This window comes from Corticicoccus populi, assembly GCF_042686195.1.
Classification (GTDB): domain Bacteria; phylum Bacillota; class Bacilli; order Staphylococcales; family Salinicoccaceae; genus Corticicoccus; species Corticicoccus populi.
On sequence record NZ_JBHUOQ010000005.1, the window covers coordinates 76,693 to 94,905 of the forward strand.

Here is an 18,213-nt window from a genome sequence, read left to right on the forward strand (position 1 = left end):
AAATACTAAGTGTGTCACAAATATGCCATATATTATATTCACTAAACCTACTTAATAATCGGAGGGCTTGTCATGGTTTCCAAAGAAAAGAACAATAACAAGCATTACACGACCAGGAACTGGGTCGGATTAATATTAGGACCATTATTATTTGCTTGTATTTATTTTTTTATACCTGAAAGCGTTTTATCCCACGAACCCAAAGTGGTTCTTGGTGTTACCCTGTTAGTTGCTACTTTCTGGGTTACAGAACCTATACCAATGGCTGCGACATCACTGCTTCCTCTTGTACTGTTTCCAGCATTCAACGGCGTCGACATTGGAACAGTTGCACCTGCTTACGGAAGCTCCGTAATCTTTATGTACGGCGGTGGATTCGTGATTGCTCTGGCTATACAAAAATGGGATTTACATAGACGAATCGCATTAAATATCATCAAAATGATCGGTACAAAAAGCAATCGGATGATACTTGGAATTTTAATAGCTACAGCAGCAATCTCCATGTTTGTTTCCAATGCAGCAACCGCCTTAATGATGCTGCCGGTCGCTATTGCATTAATTGATGAGGTTAAAAATAAAGAAATACTCAAGGGACAGAATTTCGATTACTTTTCAAAAGGAATTCTGCTTGCTGTAGCATATGCTGCAACAATCGGAGGGCTCGCAACACTTGTAGCGGCAGTACCAAATGCACTCCTTGCCGGTATAGCATCATCACAACTTGACCGGACAGTGACTTTTGCAGAATGGCTCTTCTTTGCCGGACCCGTTGCCCTTGTCTTATTAATTGTTGTATACTTCTACCTTACTAAAATACAGTTTAAAGTAGACTCTGATGATGAAGATTCTGAAGGAACAATGAATTTTATTAAAGAAGAGATACAGAAGCTCGGTGACTTTACATCAGATGAGAAAAAAGTGGCTGCAGTATTTTCAATTACTGTTTTTCTATGGATTGTCTCTCCGTTCATCTCTTCAATCGGTTTTATACCGGAAAGCATCGGCGGTTTTTTTGATGATTTGGATGATGCAACTATTTCCGTATTCGGAGCTGTGTTACTCTTTTTCCTCCCGAGCTCTAATAAAGGAGAACGCATTCTTGAGTGGGAGGATATGAAAGAACTGCCGTGGGGTATTCTTATTCTTTTCGGAGGCGGTATGTCAATTGCTGCAGCTTTCGGAGAGTCGGGTCTGAATGATTCTATTGGTGAAGTTCTTCAAATGCTTCAAGGTATGCAGTATATATTCGTTCTGCTTCTACTGGTAGTATTTGTCCTAAGTATTACAGAAATCCTTTCAAATACTGCAGTTTCAAATCTGATTCTTCCGCTTACAGTCGGACTCGGAATCGCAATTGGTATTGATCCGCTGCCGCTCATGGCAGCAGCAGCTTTATCTGCGGGATCCTGCTACATGCTGCCGGTTGCCACACCGCCGAACACCGCCGTGTTCAGCGCCGGTTATCTGGAAGTCGGAGATATGGCCAAAGCTGGTGTATGGCTGAATATCGTTTCTGTCATTATTATCACTGCAGCTATATACTTCTGGATGCCTGTTGTATTCAGTCTGTAAGATGATGAAAAGAATAATGAGCAGGGAGTTAAAGACTTCCTGCTCTTTTTATTGTTCACAGCATTCTATCAGCATATTTTTCAAAAAAATCATCAAAAGGAAAGTATTCTTCTGTAATTTTCCGGCGAAGCTCCTTTAAACTATTCTCTGCAAATTCAACAGTATCTTTCGAATAATTCATCCTCTCAGCATTTTCTATAAATTCTTCTTTATCTACTAATTTCCACCGGCCAGTTTTATCCCTGATTAAATCCAAGTCTAAGTCGACAAATGAAATAATATTCTGCTCCATATTACATTCAGCCGGTAAAGAAATATTACAGTAATATTCCATTTCTCCGGAGTCATGAATATCGATATTGACTGTAAATCCTTCTTTTGTTGAAAAAAACTCCAGTGACTTCGTACCGCAGATAAAAGTCTTTCCCTTTGTATGGTGTATTAATTCTCTTCCCACATCACCCTTTACCAGTACATAATCATTGTGATGCTCTAACAATGTAGTTTCCCATTGATAATGTTTCTGACCGTTATATTTATATACAAGAACATCAATACTTTTCATTACTCACCCTCTTTTCCCTGACGGACAAACCTCCCCGGTAGATATACCTGCTGTTCATCCAGTATCCGTTTTAAAATTTCTTCAAAACATCAAGCGTCTTCTCTCTATACTCCAGCAGCTCATCGTGTTCAAGCATTTCATAACTGATGACATCGATTAAGTATAAATTGGATATCTGGGAATTAATAAATTTCTCATCATTCACCTGCGTATTGCTGCTGACGATAATGACATTATCAGCTGTATCACTCAAACTGGATTCATTATGATGGGTGAAAACAAAATTTGAAACGTTGTTTTTCTTTGCCAGTGTGATGGAATCTACAATTTCTTTTGTCTCACCACTGTTTGAAATGCCGATAATCAAATCTTCATGATTTAAAATACCCGACTGCATTTTCATCTGGTGAGGATCAGTCATTGCTTTCACTTTAATACCCATGCGTTCAAGTCTTGATGCAAATTCAATCGCACTGAAACCGGAATTTCCAATTCCGATAATAACGACCAGACCACTGTTCATAATTTTTGAAATCAGCGAATGAATCATCTCTTCATGAATCATTTCATTCGTGTTGTCTATCAGACGATTATAGTATTCATGAATCGCTTTACTGGAACTGCTTCTGTGTTTTACAGTACTTCTTTCGGCATCTACAGAGAGAATAAAGTCCTGAAAATTTTTATACCCCAGTTTCTTTGATAATTTACTGATGGATGACGGTGATGCACCGAATGACTCGGAGAATCCTTTAATGTTGTCGCTTAAAACTTCTTTCTCATTCATCTCCGACAGAATTCTTTTCTCATTTTTAGATAAATTGTTTTGATGAACCTGAACTCGATTCGTTAAATTCATATCTCATTACTCCTTATTTACTAAAATTATTATGTATGGTATATTCCATTAAAATAAAATAATTTCCAAGAGGTGAATTTAATGAAAAATATTTTCTCTAAGGCGCAGTCTTTCGGCAAATCATTTATGCTGCCAATCGCAATCCTTCCTGCAGCCGGTCTTTTACTTGGTATTGGGGGTGCTTTATCCAATCCTAACACAATCAGCGCGTATCCGTTCCTTGATATCGGCTGGCTTCAGAATATGTTCAGTATAATGGCTTCCGCCGGAAACATTGTGTTTGCCAACCTACCTATACTTTTTGCGGTTGGTGTTGCCGTCGGTCTCGCAAGAAATGATAAAGGAACTGCCGGACTTGCGGCAGTCATCGGTTTCTTCATCATGCATGCAACCATCAATGCGATGCTCATTATTACAGGCAGTCTTGAAGAAGAAAATCTCGCTACTGTTGGTCAGGGAATGACTGTTGGTATCCAGTCGCTTGAGACCGGTGTATTCGGCGGGATACTGGTCGGAATTTTAGCGTCGATACTGCACAATAAATATTATAAAATTAACCTGCCTCAATTTCTCGGCTTTTTCGGCGGCTCACGTTTTGTACCGATTATTACTTCATTATTTTCTATCGGGCTTGGAATTATTATGTACTTCATCTGGCCTCCGATACAGTCACTCATCTTCAGCGCAGGTGATTTAGTAACAGGAACAGGTGTCATCGGCACATTTTTCTTCGGCTTTATATTGAGACTGCTCGGTCCATTCGGCCTGCATCATATTTTCTACCTGCCGTTCTGGCAGACAGGACTCGGCGGTACTTTGGAAATCGGCGGGCAGATTATACAAGGGACTCAGAATATATTTTTCGCACAGCTTGCAGATCCTGATGTCCAGCAATTTTACGAAGGCACTTCAAGATTTATGTCCGGAAGATTTATCACTATGATGTTCGGCCTTCTCGGTGCCTGTCTTGCTATTTATCATACCGCAAAACCACAGAATAAAAAGATTGTGGGCGGTTTAATGCTGTCAGCCGGATTAACTTCATTCTTCACCGGCATTACTGAACCGATTGAATTCTCGTTTCTGTTTGTTGCACCGCTTCTATACGTCATTCATGCCTTCTTTGACGGTCTTGCTTTTATGATGGCAGACATTTTCAATATCACTATCGGCCAGACATTCAGCGGTGGTTTTATTGATTATATATTATTCGGTGTACTCCAGGGAAATGACAAGACAAACTTTATCTATGTTATACCTATCGGCATTTTATGGTTCTTCATCTATTACTTTATCTTTAAATTCCTGATTAAAAAGATGAACTTAAAAACACCGGGAAGAGAAGATAAAGAACAGACGGTTCTTGTAGACGCCGATGAAAAAACCCTCACACTTGCGAAAGGACTCGGCGGCAAAGAAAACATTTCAGAACTTGATAACTGTGCAACACGCCTAAGAGTCACTTTGAATGACGTTCAGAAAATGGATGAATCACTGATTCAATCCACAGGACCAAATGGTATTATTAAAAAAGGAAATGGTGTACAGATTGTTTACGGTCCTCAGGTCAGCAATATTAAAAATGATCTGGAAGAATATTTATCTCAACAAAAGGATGAAGAAAATGACACAGATTAAAAAGAATACGTTTATCGTCTCCTGTCAGGCTTTGGAGGAAGAACCCCTCCACTCCTCATATATTATGGGGAAAATGGCTTTGGCAGTCATTGAAGGCGGTGCAGAAGGCATACGCGCAAACAGCGGTGCAGATATTGAAGAAATAAAAAAATACACAGATGTACCGATCATCGGTATTGTTAAACGTGTTTATGATGATTCGGATGTATTCATTACAGCTACATCAACAGAAGTAGATGAACTATTAAAAGCCGGCTGCACAATCATTGCACTCGATGCCACCTTCAGAAAGCGTCCGGCAGAGACTCTCGATGAAATCGTCACGTATGTCCGCACCAAATATCCGGGCGTTGAACTTATGGCGGATATTTCAACTGTCGACGAGGCACTATATGCTGAATCTATCGGTTTTGATTATATCGGTACCACACTTCACGGTTATACTGAATATACAAGTGATAAAAAATTATTCCATAACGACTTCCAGTTTTTAAAGGATATCAATCAAAAAATTAATACACCGGTGATTGCAGAAGGCAATATCCAAACACCGGAAATGTTGAAACGTGTCTCTGAAATCGGCTGTCATGCCTATGTCGTCGGCAGTGCAATTACACGGCCGCAGCTGATTACACGTTCATTTTCAGATGTTCTGAAATAAAAAAGATGCAGGAACTTTTAACTAATGAAAGGTCCCTGCATCTTTTTATTTTTTAAAACCCTGGCCGTAATGTTGTTCAAGCAGCGCTTTAAAGTTTTCATATTTCTCATTATAAATATTTGAGTACTCAAAATGACTGATTAGCGCTTCCCGGTCATTTGATGCCATATTTATACTCGCTTCCTGGATGTCTTTATAATATACGGCACCGGCCGCAATCACAGCCGCACCGAAACTGCTGCCTCTGTTATTCGACGGCACGATCGGACGATTTAAAATATTACTTCTGATTGTGTTCCACACCTTATTTTTACCGGCACTTCCTGATGTATAAATTTTATCAATCCGGACACCGAATGTTTCCTGGAGCTTTTCATATGCCATTCTCTCAATAAATGCCACGCCCTCCATGCCCGCAAGAAAACTATCGTATTTATTTGTCGAACAGTCGATTCGTTGAATAGTGTCACTCTCGAAAGGAAATCTTTCGCCGGTGCCTGTCAGCGGATAATGAAAAGTTTCAGAAGGCATATTTTTGCCTGCATAGTCAGTCAGCTCCTGCAGACTGTCTTCAAAGCCATATACCGATACCCATTTTGCCCCGGTATTTGAGGCGCCGCCCGGCATCCAGTATCCTTCCGGGTGTTTGTGGCTGTAAAATATATCATCACTGATATGCGACTCGGAAATTCCTTTGATTACCAATGTAGAACCAATGGTGGTACACCATTCTCCCGGGGAACTGCAGCCTGTGGACAAAAGTCCTGTACATCCGTCTGTCATGCCGAGCACCACTTTGATATTCCCCGGTAACCCGGTCACGCTCGACATGTCTTTAGAAATTATGCCCACGATTTCACCGGGAGACTTAACTTCAGGCAGTTCACTCAAAGAAAGATGATCCGTCACTGCACCAGCCCACTTTTCATTGATTGCATCATAGCCGCTTTTTAAAGCACTCGAATAATCCGTCACATATTCGCCGGTTAATATATGAATTAAAAAATCATTCGCATGCAAAAATTTATATATGCTTCCGGATTCATTATTCTCTTTAATCCAAAGCATCTTTTCAAGTGCAGGATAGTTTTCATTCAATAAGCTGTTTTTTTGTATTCTATGATTACGGTCATGATACATGACTGCATTAAATACCGGATTAAACTGATAATCCACCGCAAAAACGGTCCCGGAGGTTGAAGTCACACTGATCGAAAGAATTTCATCATTCCTTCTGCCAATTCCATCACTCAAACGTTTTAAACATACTATAATATATTCTTCCCAGATTTTTATATCCTGGATTTCATTTTGAATCATGTCCGAATCAAACTTCATATCACTTTCAAATACCAGTGCACCGTTCTCATCAACTGCAGTCGCTCTTACTCCCTGTGTTCCTAAATCGAGTCCAATAAAAACAGGCAACTACAGGACCCCTTTCAAATGATGATTATCATTTAAAGTAATAAATTCGAAATCATCTTTAGTATATTTCAATACTGAAATTGAAGTGTTGCCGCATTTAAAACTTCTGTATGACGACCATCTGCCCTGAATCAGTCCTGTAAACAGGAGACGGATAATAGTATTATGTGCAACCACAAGTATTTTACCGTCAGGATGCTGGTTATTTAACGCTTTAATCAAGTCATTAATTCTTTCAAAAGTCTCAATCATTGTCTCACCGGTCTCACCCGCAGCCACATCACCTGTCGTTGTTGTCTGCCAGTCATTCCAGTTTTCACTGTATTTTTTTGATATCTGCTGCTTGTTCAGACCTTCCCAATTACCGAAATCAATTTCCAGCAGCCTTTCATCCACTTCAAAATCATCGGATACAAAAGATGCTGTCTGGACTGCGCGCTCAAGTGGTGAGACATATACATGGTCAAAACGGATATCTTCTAACTGTGCTGCCATCGCCCTGCTCTGTTTAATACCGAGGTCGTTCAGAGACACATCACTCCTGCCGCAGTACGCGTTATCATTCGCATTAAAATCAGTCTCTCCGTGTCTCACAAAATAAAATAACGTCATGACATCCCCCTTATAAAATGATTTAAATAGCAGTACACACCGTCATCGTTGTTGGATTTCGTTGTATGCTCTGCGACTTCCTTTACTTTATCCACTGCATTATCAACTGACACTGAATATTTAACCTGCTGAAGCATTTCAATATCATTGTAACTGTCGCCGAATGCCATTGTCCTTTCATAACCCACTAACTCATTTTTTATAAAATACTCAATCGCTTCGCCCTTTGATATACCTTTGGCCATCGTTTCCAGAAAGAAGGGCTTAGTAATTGTAAAATGAAATGTACTCCTTAAATCTGCAGGTATGATTTCAAATGCTTTTTTGACCTTCGTTTCATGGCCCACCCCCATCATTTTAGGGACTGTTGTTTTATATGAAGGAATATCCTCCACACGTTTTGTATCCTGCTGAGTAATTTCTTTTTCAAGCTCTGTATACTCATTCGGTTCTTCAAACAGTATTAAGCCGTCATCATAGCTCTGCACGTACAAATGATTATCACGGTAAAAACAGGCAATTTTATTAATATCATCCCCGTCTATACTGTGAGAATAAATTTCATCGTTCCCTTTCATCAATAATGATCCATTAAAAGCACAAATATAAACTTTTTCAAAGTCCAGTCCAATGGTTTCAACAATAGATTTTATCGATTCATATGGTCTGCCGGAAGAAAATAATAACGTATTATTTTCCTGAAGCTCCAAAAGCAGTTTATTTAACCGGGTACTAGTTTTACCCTCATCTGTTATTAACGTATCATCAATGTCAAAAGCAATTAACCATTCTTTCATTGTGTCCTCCAATATTAATCAGCAGTTCCACCGCTTCTTTATTTACTCCTCCGTATTATAAGCGTAATCTTTAGTAAAGCCAACTTCTTCCCCTAATTTTGAAAGAACCCACATTTTATATGCAACATCAGCATTATACTCGAGCCTTTCAACCATGTCATATGCCTTTTCCAATGATTTATCAGCCACGATTAAACCGTGCCTTTCAAGAAGAACAGCGAGTGGAATATCTCCTTTTCTGTGCTCTACATATTTTCTGACGGATTCAGCAAGTTCCGGAGTTGTAGCAGGCTCATAATCCAGGCATTTAATCTCACCGAGTTTCTGAGTCGCCTCAGTAATATTAGGCATATCCCTTCCTAATGATGCCCAAAACATCGACTCTTTAGCATGAGCATGTATGACACTTTTAATCTCAGGATTTTGTTTGTAAACAGCCATATGCATATTAATTTCTCTCGTCAGTCTGCCTTCACCTTCTATAATGTTCAAATCTGAATCAACGACAAGAATTTGAAATGGGCTTAAATCACATAAATAGTTTTGAGACATCAATGTAGGTGTCATAATAAAATGCTCATCATTCACTTTTAAGCTTAGATTCCCTCCAGCCGCGTTAGTCTCAAACCGGTCGAACATCGTCTTTACTGTTTCACACATTTTTCTTCTTTCTTCAAGATATAACATTAACTCACCTCTATGATTTGAATATTTTTATTAATCTCTTCAAAATCTTCTATGTTAATCAAACAACTGCTGTACTGCTGTACTTTGCTGGCAGAAACCTGTATACCAAACCTGATTCTTTCAAATTTATCAAGCCCCCGGCTGAGGGCATCAATATAACCGGCAACAAAAGCGTCACCTGCACCTGTATCACTCTTCAATTCAACACTTGGCGGGATTGCTTGATAAACTTTCCCGCCTTCTTCGAAAAGAACACCTTTTTCACCGAGTGTGCAGAGCACATCCTCGATTTCATTAGAAATATTTTTGAATTTATTTACAACCGATGAGCTGCCTGTGTAGACTTCATTTAATTCATGTTCATTCGGTTTAATAAAATTCACTTTTGCTTTAATTGCCTCTTCTAGATATTCTTTTGATAAATCAACAGCAATATATGCTTGTCTGGACTTCAAAATTTGAATCAGCTCCACCAAATTTCGGGGCGAAAAACCTTTCGGAGGTGTTCCTGCTATTACTACAATGTCATCTGCTTTAACTTTCTCCCGAATTTTACTGTACAGTTTTTCAATATCATTTTCACTGACATTCAGTCCTTCTTCTGTAATCATATAACTGCCTCCGCTGTTATTTATAACAACTGTCGACTCTCTGGTAGATTGATCTGAAATCTCGTGAAAATCATGGTCCATATTATACTGATCAAATATCACTTCAAGTTCATCTCTATTATTTTGTCCGTAAAAACCCATGGCTAAATTATCAGTTCCGAGCTGTGTTAATATTGCTGATACATGTGTTGCCTTGCCACCAAGATCAATATACTTCTGTTTCGTTTTATTATTGTGTTCAAGCTGCAGATTTTCTTTCAAACGAATAATTCGATCAATTGCAGGATTTAATGTAATGGTATATATCACATCATCACCCCTTTACTGATCCATGCCTGCCTCTGAGACTCTCAAGGCGATTTTTATAATTCCCGAATAAAAGATCATAGGCATATAACCGAATCATTATGCTGATGATGAAAGCAATTCCCCACATAGTTAAATCTCTAGTGAAAAATCCAATAATCATTAGTAATGCTGCAAGTACTACCATGAATATCCAAAGAGTCTTTGATTTTAAAATGTTATCCATTTTTCCACTCCTTAATTATTTTCTGCCTTCTCTTTAAAATAACGCACATTATCCCGCTTTCTGCCGAAATAGAATATTACGAATAAACCGATCCACACTACAGCACCTGCTATACCCCACCATTCACCAGCCATAGCATTAGCAAATACAAGTTTAAATTCACCGTTCTCTATCGTACTCCATGTCAAAAGACTGCCTTCTTCAATATTTACTGCTCCTGTACTATCCGCGAGTCTTGTAATATGCGGCGCAAAATATGTCGATATATACAGGAATACCGGTGCTGTAATAATTCCATAGATGACCATTCTGACCAGGTTGCCGCGTGTTAGAAGTAAGGCACCGACTACTATTGAAAGGTTAATGATTCCCCCAAAAGGCAGAACCTGATTACCAGGAAGTACAATAGCAAATACCAGTAATACTGGGATCAATATAATTGCTGATACCCATATTTCATTTCTTCCGGCGAGTATCGGCCAATCCAAACCAATAAATATTTCTCTGTCTTCAAAACGTTTCTTCATAAACTCTGATATTGCATCTGAAATTGGTGATAATGCCTGCATAAATAGTTTTGACACCATTGGAAACAAAGTTAGCGCTGTTGCTGCCTGTATAGCGAGAACTAAAGCATCCTGTACACCATAACCCGCCGCAAGGCCCAGAAGAAAACCAATAATTGCACCCATGATGTGATTTTCTGCAAATACACCGATTTTATCTCTCAGTGCCTCGGCATCCATTTTTTTGTTCAAGAAAGGTACTTTATCCATTAATTTATCTATTGGATAGAGCAGCGAAGCAATAATCGTCATATGATGGGGAACAGTAACTCCCGGGATACCCGTTAGATCTTCAATTTCTTCTCCCCATATATCTCCAATTTTCAGTTCAATAATGACTTGTATACTCGCCACTATAAATCCAAGAACCAAATTCCCTGAAATGAATGTTACTAAAATAGCAGTAAAAACCTTCCCCCATACGTTCCACATATCAACATTCAATGTTTTGGTCCATTTGAATGCCAGCATAACGAGGTTAATCAATACCGTTATTGGAAACATCAGAAACGCCCAGGCCCATGACCAGGTAATTGCCGCAGCTGATGTCCATCCCCCATCGACCGCATTAAGATTAATTCCCGTATTCTCCGAGAATGACTGGGCTGCCGGACTGATTGATGAAAGCATGAAATCAACAACTAAACTCATTCCTGAGAATGCGACACCAAAAATAATTGCTGCACTTAATGCATTTTTAAATCTCATTCTTGCTATTAAACCAATTACCAACATAATCAAAGGCACAAATACCGGTGCACCCATATCCAATATAAATTGAACAGAATTTTGTAAAAACTCCATCGTTTCACCCACTTTATTATTTCAATATATTAATCAATTTTTCTTTCTCTTCTTCCAGTTTCATACCTGTTAAGAATGGAATACCGTCAATAGTCGGGATACCGTAATCTTTTTTACTTTTTGTGATTGATACATATACATCCGCAGTCTTCACATAGCTTTCAATTGATTTGATGTCCACCGCTTCAACATTTGCTCTTACATTATTTTCTTCAAGTATTCTCTGAATCTTCGAAGCTACCGTCTGGCTTGTTGCGACTCCACTGCCGCATGCTACTATTACATTTTTCATAATCTACACCCCTAGATAAAATTATTTAGTTTTATTTCCAATTCATTCTTGTTTTTTTCTTCAAATATTAAGTCTGAAAAACTTTTCTCAATGAAATTTTCCATTAGTTTTGAAAGCAGTTTAATCTGTTCTGCCGGTTCTTTAATACCTAAAAAGAGTACAGCCTTAACCCCAAAGCTTTGACTCATATCCCCCATATTGTTAAATACAATTTCTTCGTCCAGCTTTACCAGATAGATAAACGGTTTTTTTACATGTTTAACATCAGTATGTGGAATTGCAATTTTACAATGTGCTGTCTCTAATCCGGTTGGAAATTCTTTTTCTCTTAAATTTAATGCATCTGCATAAGTTTCTGTTACAAACCCTTTTTTCAGTAAATCTTTAGACACCTCTTTGAATAAGATACGTTGATTTTCAAAATTTGCATCCAGCATCATCAATTCTTTATCAAATAACTTTTCATGAGTCATTTCTATAACTCCCTTCAATAAGTTCTACTACATTCTCTATATTTGAGTTGAAAAGTTTTTTCATAAAATTTTCATTTGTAAATAAAGAATTTAAATGAAGTAGTTTTTTTACATGTTTGTTGTCCTTTGAAGGAGAAAGCACAAGCACACACAATGCCTCTGTCTTATCAATTAATAATTGAAAATCTTCCTTTAATACCCCGTCATCATAATGTGCATGAGGCAGATATACATTTGGACCTATGACCATCACTTCATACCGTTCTCTGAATACTGACATCGTTTCCTGTTTATAGTTCTCCGTTGCTGACTTCCTTTCTATCAGCTGATTGAGACCTTGTTCCGTCATTTGAAATATATTTAAAGACTCTGTGTAATTCACTTGATAATCCTGGATTAGTTTTTCAAGCTGATCAGATTTTTCTTCATTTTCTTCGAAGAAAATATGTGTTTTTTCTTTAATCTGTTCAAACTTTTCTTTTGGAATCACATCATATAAAAAATTCATAAGCTGATTTGTTTTAATTTGAGGATCAGATAATATAAATTTCTGTACTCTCTTTTTAAATACATCCCGGGAATTTTCATCGAACAAATTTTTCAGTATAAATATCGGCTTTGTTGTTTTTAATGGTTTTGTACTAAAAATAATATCTGCATTGGGTACCTCACTGTAAAATCTTCTCTCACTGTATGTTCCGAGAAATTTAATCGTTGGAAACATACCTTTGAGCTGGACATTCATCAGTTCTGAAATTGAAGTTCCACTGTGACAAACTACTGCTGCACTGACTTCAGCATTATTACGATACTCATCATTGTTTACATAGTACATATGTCCAAGAACAATCATTGAAAGATAGACAATTTCATCTTCACTCAAACTGTTCTTTTCATATTGACAGACAATTTCTCTCACGATTTCATAGACCGGATAATATCTGTTAATAAAATCTGTTTTTAAAGGATTTTCTAATGTCAGCCCCAGCCTTTTTCGGATGAGTGCCGGATTTAAATGTGCCAGCAGTTTTCTTTCAAATTCACTATTTTTAAAATTCAATACCAGCTTATCTTCCAGTTTGAGAATGATAAAATCTACGAAATTTTTGACTTCACTTTCAGGAAAAAGTTCTGATTTCAAATTCAGCTGATTTGCTCCCAGGAAAACCATGACCAGATAAGTGATGTCCTGTCTGGATAAATCCGGGTATCCCCAGAGAATATTCTCAATCTCTTTAAATTCAGTTGTATTACTTAGATCCTGATATTTTATAGATAAATCCCAAGTACTGCTGATGACTTCAGAACGCTTAATCATTATTAAAATTAAATACGGCAGTTTCGAAAGGTACTCATCACTAAAAGTAATGTTCGTCTTTTCTTCCATACTTCTAATTCTTTCTGTAAGAAGAAAATAGTCATCTTTAACTTTTATGGCTTTTTCTTCGAGTAAATTACGCCCGTTCTGATAAATAAACATACGGTCAACGATGTTGATTATTTCTGCACGTATACTTAATTCTTCACCATCAATCACAAATCCGTTTTTTCTGGAGTATTCAACTGAAACATTTTTAAATTTTAAGCTTTTATTAATTTCTTTAATATCATTTGTCAATGTATTCTTACTTGCTAAACAGTGTTCAGCCAGCTCATCCAGAGACAAATAATCATTTGACAAAGCTATCTTTAAATAACAAATATCCCTTCTGACCTGCGGCTTGTATATAGGCGTCACTTCATAAATGGGAATATGAAATAACTGCGCTACATCTACTTTATACTCATACGGAATGTATATTATTTTATTGGAAATAATCACTTTTTCCGATTTGAAATTACTGTTCACCTCATCAATGGAGTGAATCATACTGGTGGTATCCAAATTAAATTTTTCTGATAAGTCGCCAATAATCATATAATCTTCCATAATAAGATTCCCAATTATTTTTTCCAATTTTTTATTCATTCCGCTCCCCCCATTTGTGCACACTTATATTATAAATCAGAATATTCCGACCAAACTTACCATTCATCACAACTCATATTATGATACTTTTTATATTGTGATGGACGTACCTTATTAATGTAATCTAAAAATTTAGAGAGGTAACTAGATTCTATATACCGATAAAGTTCATAAATTTTTTCGAATATCATATTGTTATCATATACAGGGGATTTATACTTATATTAAAGAGGTGTATTTATGCTATTTGAAAAAGCGGAAAGTTTTATTAATCACATGCATCAGGAGCTTGAATTTGATCCCTCAGCTGCACATGAGAGGATAAAAGAGATTAAAGATGAAATTAGAGAAAACGGAACTTACACTCACACAACAGAAGAACTGATTTTCGGTGCGAAAACTGCCTGGCGGCATTCCAACCGGTGCATCGGGAGATTATTCTGGAATAACTTAGAGGTCAGAGACCTTAGACATATTGATGATGAAGCGTCATTTATTCAATCAATTGAAAAACATATAGATGATACTACAAACAACGGTAAGATTAAGCCGATGATTTCAATTTTTTCAAATGATATTAAAATATACAACGAACAGCTGATCCGCTACGCAGGATACAGTGAAGCGGGTGATCCGCAGTCTGTAGAAACAACCAACCTTGCCCGTCATATCGGCTGGCAGAGTTCACCGGATGATTTTAATATACTTCCGTTAATTTATAAGTTTCCTCATTCACCTGTAACTTATCATGAACTGAACAAAAATATCATTAAAGAAGTACCTATCAGACACGATGATTATCCGTGTTTGGAATCACTGAATTTAAAATGGTATGCTGTACCGATTATTTCCAATATGGATTTAGAAATCGGTGGTTTGTATTATCATACTTCCCCCTTCAATGGGTGGTATATGGAGACTGAAATCGGTGTACGGAATTTCACGGATGAGTACCGCTACAACAAGCTTCGTGAGATTGCTGAATCTTTTAATCTTGATACCTCTTCCACAACCACTTACTGGCGGGACCGGGCACTGGTGGAGTTTAACTATGCCGTATATCACTCATTCAAAAATGAAGGTGTTTCAATCGTTGACCATATTACGGCATCCAAACAATTTAAACAGTTTGAGCGGCAGGAATTACGTGAAGACCGGAAAGTAACCGGCAAGTGGAGCTGGCTCGCACCGCCTCTGTCACCCTCTTTAGTTCACAACTACCATCAGGGCTACGATAATACAATGCGTTCACCAAACTTTTTATACAGAAAAAACGAAAATAAATGTCCGTTCCATTAAAAAAATCCCGGAAATCCGGGATTTTTTCTATTTAATAGGTGACGCACATTCCTGCACTACTTCTCTTAATGTCTGAATATTTTTTGTACCTGTCGTTTTCATCCATTCCTCAACCGCTTCAAATCCGCCTTCATGATAGGCATCTGCCGCGCCTGCCCATGTAGCTCTGCCGCAGAGTACACCGTTAAACTGAGAGCCTGCTTCTTTCGCAAATCTTAATGTCTCATTGAACATTTCCGAAGTCACGCCGGCACTCAGGAATATGAATGGAACGCCTGAAGCATCCGACTGTTCTTTAAAGTGTGCAAGAGCCTCTATTTTTGTATATACCGGGTCTTCACAGTACCCCTCAACATAATTCATATTCACAGGGACTTCAACTTTAAACACGTCCACTCCGTATTTCTCTTTGCCGTACTCTTCAATCACTTTCAGTATCTTTCCAGGCTTCTTCTCTGCAAATTCTCTGGATTTCGCATCTTCAATATCTTTGTCGTATGTGATGATTTCAAGGAAAAACGGTATATCTTCACCCCGGCACTCAGAACCTACTCTCTGAATAAAACTCTCTTTCTGTATATTAATTTCTCTTTCTTCATCCGGATCAATATACACAAGAAGTTTGATTGCTTCAGTGCCTTTATCCTTTAATTCACGGACAGACCATTCGTCCAGTAAATCAGGCAGTCTGCCCGGCTCCGTTTTATCATATCCTGTTTTTTCATATGCCATTAATAAGCCGCATTCAGAATCTCTGTCACCGGCAGCATCCTGTCCGTACTCCGGATCAAGTAATATTGAGCTTGCATAAGGTGTTAAATATTTTGAAATTAAAACTTTGAACCGGCTGATGTCAGTTTCGCTAACATCTCCGAGCATACGTTTTAACGCACCTCTCTGATCAATTGCCAATGCTGAAATAATATGATTATCAGTTAATCTGTCTAAATTTTTCATGATTCCACTCCAAGTAAAATATTTTTAATTTCTTCTTCAGAATTCGATTGTTTTAATCTTTCAACGAGTGATTCATCCATTAGTTTTCTTGAGATATCCGCAAGAATATTAAGGTGCTCACTGCCACTGTTTTCAGGAACAAGTATTGAAATAACAAATGTCGTTGCATTACCGTCCATTGCAGGCCACTCTACACCATTATTTAAACGTGCTACAATCACTGCCGGTTTGTTGATTGATTCATTTGAAACATGCGGGATAGCTATTCCGTTCTCCATGCCGGTACTGCCCTGTTCCTCTCTTTGATTAAAGCCGTCAAGTACAGCCCTGCTGTCAGCAGCAATGCCTTGTTCTACAGCCATATCTGATATAAAAGTTAGTACAGCTTCTTTATCTTCTAAATTTTGATCCAGGAAAATCCGGGACGGTGTAATGAGAGAATCATTATTCACGTGACCTTCCGGTACGTTTTCGGAATCAGTTTTTAAATCACTATTCTCCATCTTTCTTACAGAACGTCTCTGATCAAGACTCATCAAATAACCCGCAACTACCGAACCGATTAGAATAGCAAGAATCCACTGCAATGCACCAGTAACAACCGGCAGTACAATAAATCCGCCGTGCGGTGCCGGTACTTCAACACCGAATAAATAAGTTAATATCGCCGCAATAGATGAACCGAGCATCAGAATTGGAATGATGGTCAACGGTCTTTTCGCTGCGAATGGAATAGCACCTTCTGTAATATGTGTGGACCCGAGAAGGAAGTTCACAAGCCCTGCACTTCTTTCATTCTGCGGATAATACTTTCTGCCGAATAATACTGCGAAACCTGTCGCAAGGGGTGGTGCAATACATGCCGCTGATACTCCGGCCATGAACGCGTAATTTCCCTGTGCGAGAAGAACCGTACCTGTAACATAAGCCGCCTTATTGACAGGGCCGCCCATATCAAACGCACTCATTGAACCGATTAAAAGACCGAGAATAATCGGATTCGATCCTTGGAAACCAGCGATAAAGTCCATCATTGTCTGGTTGATTGCTTCCATCGGTACAGACAGCCACCAGATAATCAGTCCCGCAATAAAAATCCCCAGTACAGGAAACAAGAAAATAGATTTTAAGCCGTCCAGCTGCTTCGGCAGTTTTTGAAATACTCTACCGAGGGCAATCAGTACTAGTCCGGATAGGAAACCACTGACAATCCCGCCTAAAAATCCTGTTTCATTCTGGAATGCAATCATACCTGTAATAAAACCAATTATAAGACCCGGCCGGTTTGCCATCGACTGTGCAATATAGGCACTCAGTATCGGTACCATCAGTCCCATCGCGACACCACCGATTGTATTCAGCTGTGCAGCGAATGCATTATATTGATCCGAACTTGGATCTGCAGAGTAAATACCAAACATTAATGACACTGCAATCATGACACCGCCCGCAACAACAAACGGTATCATATGGGATACACCATTCATTAAATGAACATATATCTGCCGCCAGATGCTTTGTTTTAAACCATAAGAAGTTTCCTCATCCACACTTGATTTATCTGTACGATATACAGAAACATCACCGTTTAATGCCTGCTCGATGAGCTCATCTGATTTTTTCATTCCTCTTGCGACCGGTACATTAATCACTTTTTTACCGTTAAATCTTTCAATATTTACATTTTTATCTGCTGCGACAATAATGACTTCCGCATCTTCTATTTCCTGGCGTGTAAAACTATTTTGTACACCCTGCTGACCGTGTGTTTCTACTTTTATCGACACTCCGTATTTTTCTGCAGATTTCTTTAATGCTTCTTCAGCCATAAACGTGTGTGCAATACCCGTAGGACAGCCGGTAACCCCTAATATTTTATACTTCATAT

18 protein-coding genes are annotated in these 18,213 nt (G+C 38.3%); 4 read left to right on the plus strand and 14 right to left on the minus strand.

What is annotated here, in order from left to right; genetic code table 11:
- Positions 1 to 72: 72 nt before the first annotated feature.
- The gene (locus ACFSX4_RS12995) at positions 73 to 1,575 is read left to right on the plus strand and encodes an SLC13 family permease (RefSeq protein ID WP_377775595.1); all 1,503 of its coding nucleotides are present in this window, start codon (positions 73 to 75) and stop codon (positions 1,573 to 1,575) included.
- 55 nt (positions 1,576 to 1,630) lie between these two features.
- Here ACFSX4_RS12995 and ACFSX4_RS13000 read toward each other — a convergent pair whose 3' ends face one another.
- Together ACFSX4_RS13000 and ACFSX4_RS13005 are read right to left on the minus strand one after the other, a co-directional pair.
- Positions 1,631 to 2,140 (minus strand): DUF402 domain-containing protein, encoded by a 510-nt coding sequence (locus ACFSX4_RS13000; RefSeq protein ID WP_377775597.1) that lies wholly within the window; start codon positions 2,138 to 2,140, stop codon positions 1,631 to 1,633.
- Between the two features lie 70 nt (positions 2,141 to 2,210).
- Entirely contained in the window at positions 2,211 to 2,999 is a 789-nt protein-coding gene (locus tag ACFSX4_RS13005) for a MurR/RpiR family transcriptional regulator (protein WP_377775599.1), read from the minus strand.
- 81 nt (positions 3,000 to 3,080) lie between these two features.
- Here ACFSX4_RS13005 and ACFSX4_RS13010 point away from each other — a divergent pair, with 81 nt between their 5' ends.
- Positions 3,081 to 4,637 carry a PTS transporter subunit EIIC gene (locus tag ACFSX4_RS13010; protein ID WP_377775601.1) on the plus strand — a complete coding sequence of 519 codons (1,557 nt, stop codon included), beginning with the start codon at positions 3,081 to 3,083 and terminating at the stop codon, positions 4,635 to 4,637.
- Positions 4,633 to 5,298, plus strand: a complete 666-nt coding sequence (locus ACFSX4_RS13015; RefSeq protein ID WP_377775924.1) for an N-acetylmannosamine-6-phosphate 2-epimerase — start codon at positions 4,633 to 4,635, stop codon at positions 5,296 to 5,298. The genes ACFSX4_RS13010 and ACFSX4_RS13015 overlap by 5 nt, the downstream gene beginning before the upstream one ends.
- Before the next feature lie 45 nt (positions 5,299 to 5,343).
- Here ACFSX4_RS13015 and ACFSX4_RS13020 read toward each other — a convergent pair whose 3' ends face one another.
- The 10 genes from ACFSX4_RS13020 to ACFSX4_RS13065 are packed head-to-tail and all read right to left on the minus strand — an operon-like array spanning position 5,344 to position 14,069.
- Positions 5,344 to 6,726 (minus strand): FGGY-family carbohydrate kinase, encoded by a 1,383-nt coding sequence (locus ACFSX4_RS13020; protein WP_377775603.1) that lies wholly within the window; start codon positions 6,724 to 6,726, stop codon positions 5,344 to 5,346.
- On the minus strand, positions 6,727 to 7,338 hold the full coding sequence (locus ACFSX4_RS13025; RefSeq protein ID WP_377775605.1) for a histidine phosphatase family protein: 612 nt from the start codon (positions 7,336 to 7,338) through the stop codon (positions 6,727 to 6,729). It lies immediately after the preceding gene.
- Positions 7,335 to 8,135, minus strand: a complete 801-nt coding sequence (locus ACFSX4_RS13030; RefSeq protein WP_377775607.1) for a Cof-type HAD-IIB family hydrolase — start codon at positions 8,133 to 8,135, stop codon at positions 7,335 to 7,337. The genes ACFSX4_RS13025 and ACFSX4_RS13030 overlap by 4 nt, the downstream gene beginning before the upstream one ends.
- A 42-nt stretch (positions 8,136 to 8,177) precedes the next feature.
- Complete coding sequence (locus ACFSX4_RS13035; RefSeq protein ID WP_377775609.1) at positions 8,178 to 8,822, minus strand: class II aldolase/adducin family protein; 645 nt, start codon at positions 8,820 to 8,822, stop codon at positions 8,178 to 8,180.
- Positions 8,822 to 9,742 (minus strand): 1-phosphofructokinase family hexose kinase, encoded by a 921-nt coding sequence (locus tag ACFSX4_RS13040; protein ID WP_377775611.1) that lies wholly within the window; start codon positions 9,740 to 9,742, stop codon positions 8,822 to 8,824. Before ACFSX4_RS13040 ends, ACFSX4_RS13035 begins: the two co-directional genes overlap by 1 nt.
- Before the next feature lie 4 nt (positions 9,743 to 9,746).
- Positions 9,747 to 9,965, minus strand: coding sequence for a hypothetical protein (locus ACFSX4_RS13045; RefSeq protein ID WP_377775613.1), 219 nt, complete (start codon positions 9,963 to 9,965; stop codon positions 9,747 to 9,749).
- Positions 9,966 to 9,976: 11 nt separating this feature from the next.
- Positions 9,977 to 11,335, minus strand: coding sequence for a PTS galactitol transporter subunit IIC (locus tag ACFSX4_RS13050; RefSeq protein ID WP_377775615.1), 1,359 nt, complete (start codon positions 11,333 to 11,335; stop codon positions 9,977 to 9,979).
- 16 nt (positions 11,336 to 11,351) lie between these two features.
- A complete protein-coding gene (locus ACFSX4_RS13055) occupies positions 11,352 to 11,627 on the minus strand; it encodes a PTS sugar transporter subunit IIB (RefSeq protein WP_377775617.1) in 276 nt (91 codons plus the stop codon).
- Positions 11,628 to 11,638: 11 nt separating this feature from the next.
- Positions 11,639 to 12,100 (minus strand): PTS sugar transporter subunit IIA, encoded by a 462-nt coding sequence (locus tag ACFSX4_RS13060; RefSeq protein ID WP_377775619.1) that lies wholly within the window; start codon positions 12,098 to 12,100, stop codon positions 11,639 to 11,641.
- Positions 12,090 to 14,069 carry a PRD domain-containing protein gene (locus ACFSX4_RS13065; protein WP_377775621.1) on the minus strand — a complete coding sequence of 660 codons (1,980 nt, stop codon included), beginning with the start codon at positions 14,067 to 14,069 and terminating at the stop codon, positions 12,090 to 12,092. The genes ACFSX4_RS13060 and ACFSX4_RS13065 overlap by 11 nt, the downstream gene beginning before the upstream one ends.
- Before the next feature lie 240 nt (positions 14,070 to 14,309).
- Here ACFSX4_RS13065 and ACFSX4_RS13070 point away from each other — a divergent pair, with 240 nt between their 5' ends.
- On the plus strand, positions 14,310 to 15,368 hold the full coding sequence (locus tag ACFSX4_RS13070; protein WP_377775623.1) for a nitric oxide synthase oxygenase: 1,059 nt from the start codon (positions 14,310 to 14,312) through the stop codon (positions 15,366 to 15,368).
- A 27-nt stretch (positions 15,369 to 15,395) separates the two neighbouring features.
- Here ACFSX4_RS13070 and ACFSX4_RS13075 read toward each other — a convergent pair whose 3' ends face one another.
- Both ACFSX4_RS13075 and ACFSX4_RS13080 read right to left on the minus strand, forming a co-directional pair.
- Positions 15,396 to 16,325: a tagatose 1,6-diphosphate aldolase gene (locus tag ACFSX4_RS13075; RefSeq protein ID WP_377775625.1), complete on the minus strand. Its 930-nt coding sequence runs from the start codon at positions 16,323 to 16,325 to the stop codon at positions 15,396 to 15,398.
- Complete coding sequence (locus ACFSX4_RS13080; protein ID WP_377775627.1) at positions 16,322 to 18,211, minus strand: fructose-specific PTS transporter subunit EIIC; 1,890 nt, start codon at positions 18,209 to 18,211, stop codon at positions 16,322 to 16,324. The genes ACFSX4_RS13075 and ACFSX4_RS13080 overlap by 4 nt, the downstream gene beginning before the upstream one ends.
- Positions 18,212 to 18,213: the final 2 nt, after the last annotated feature.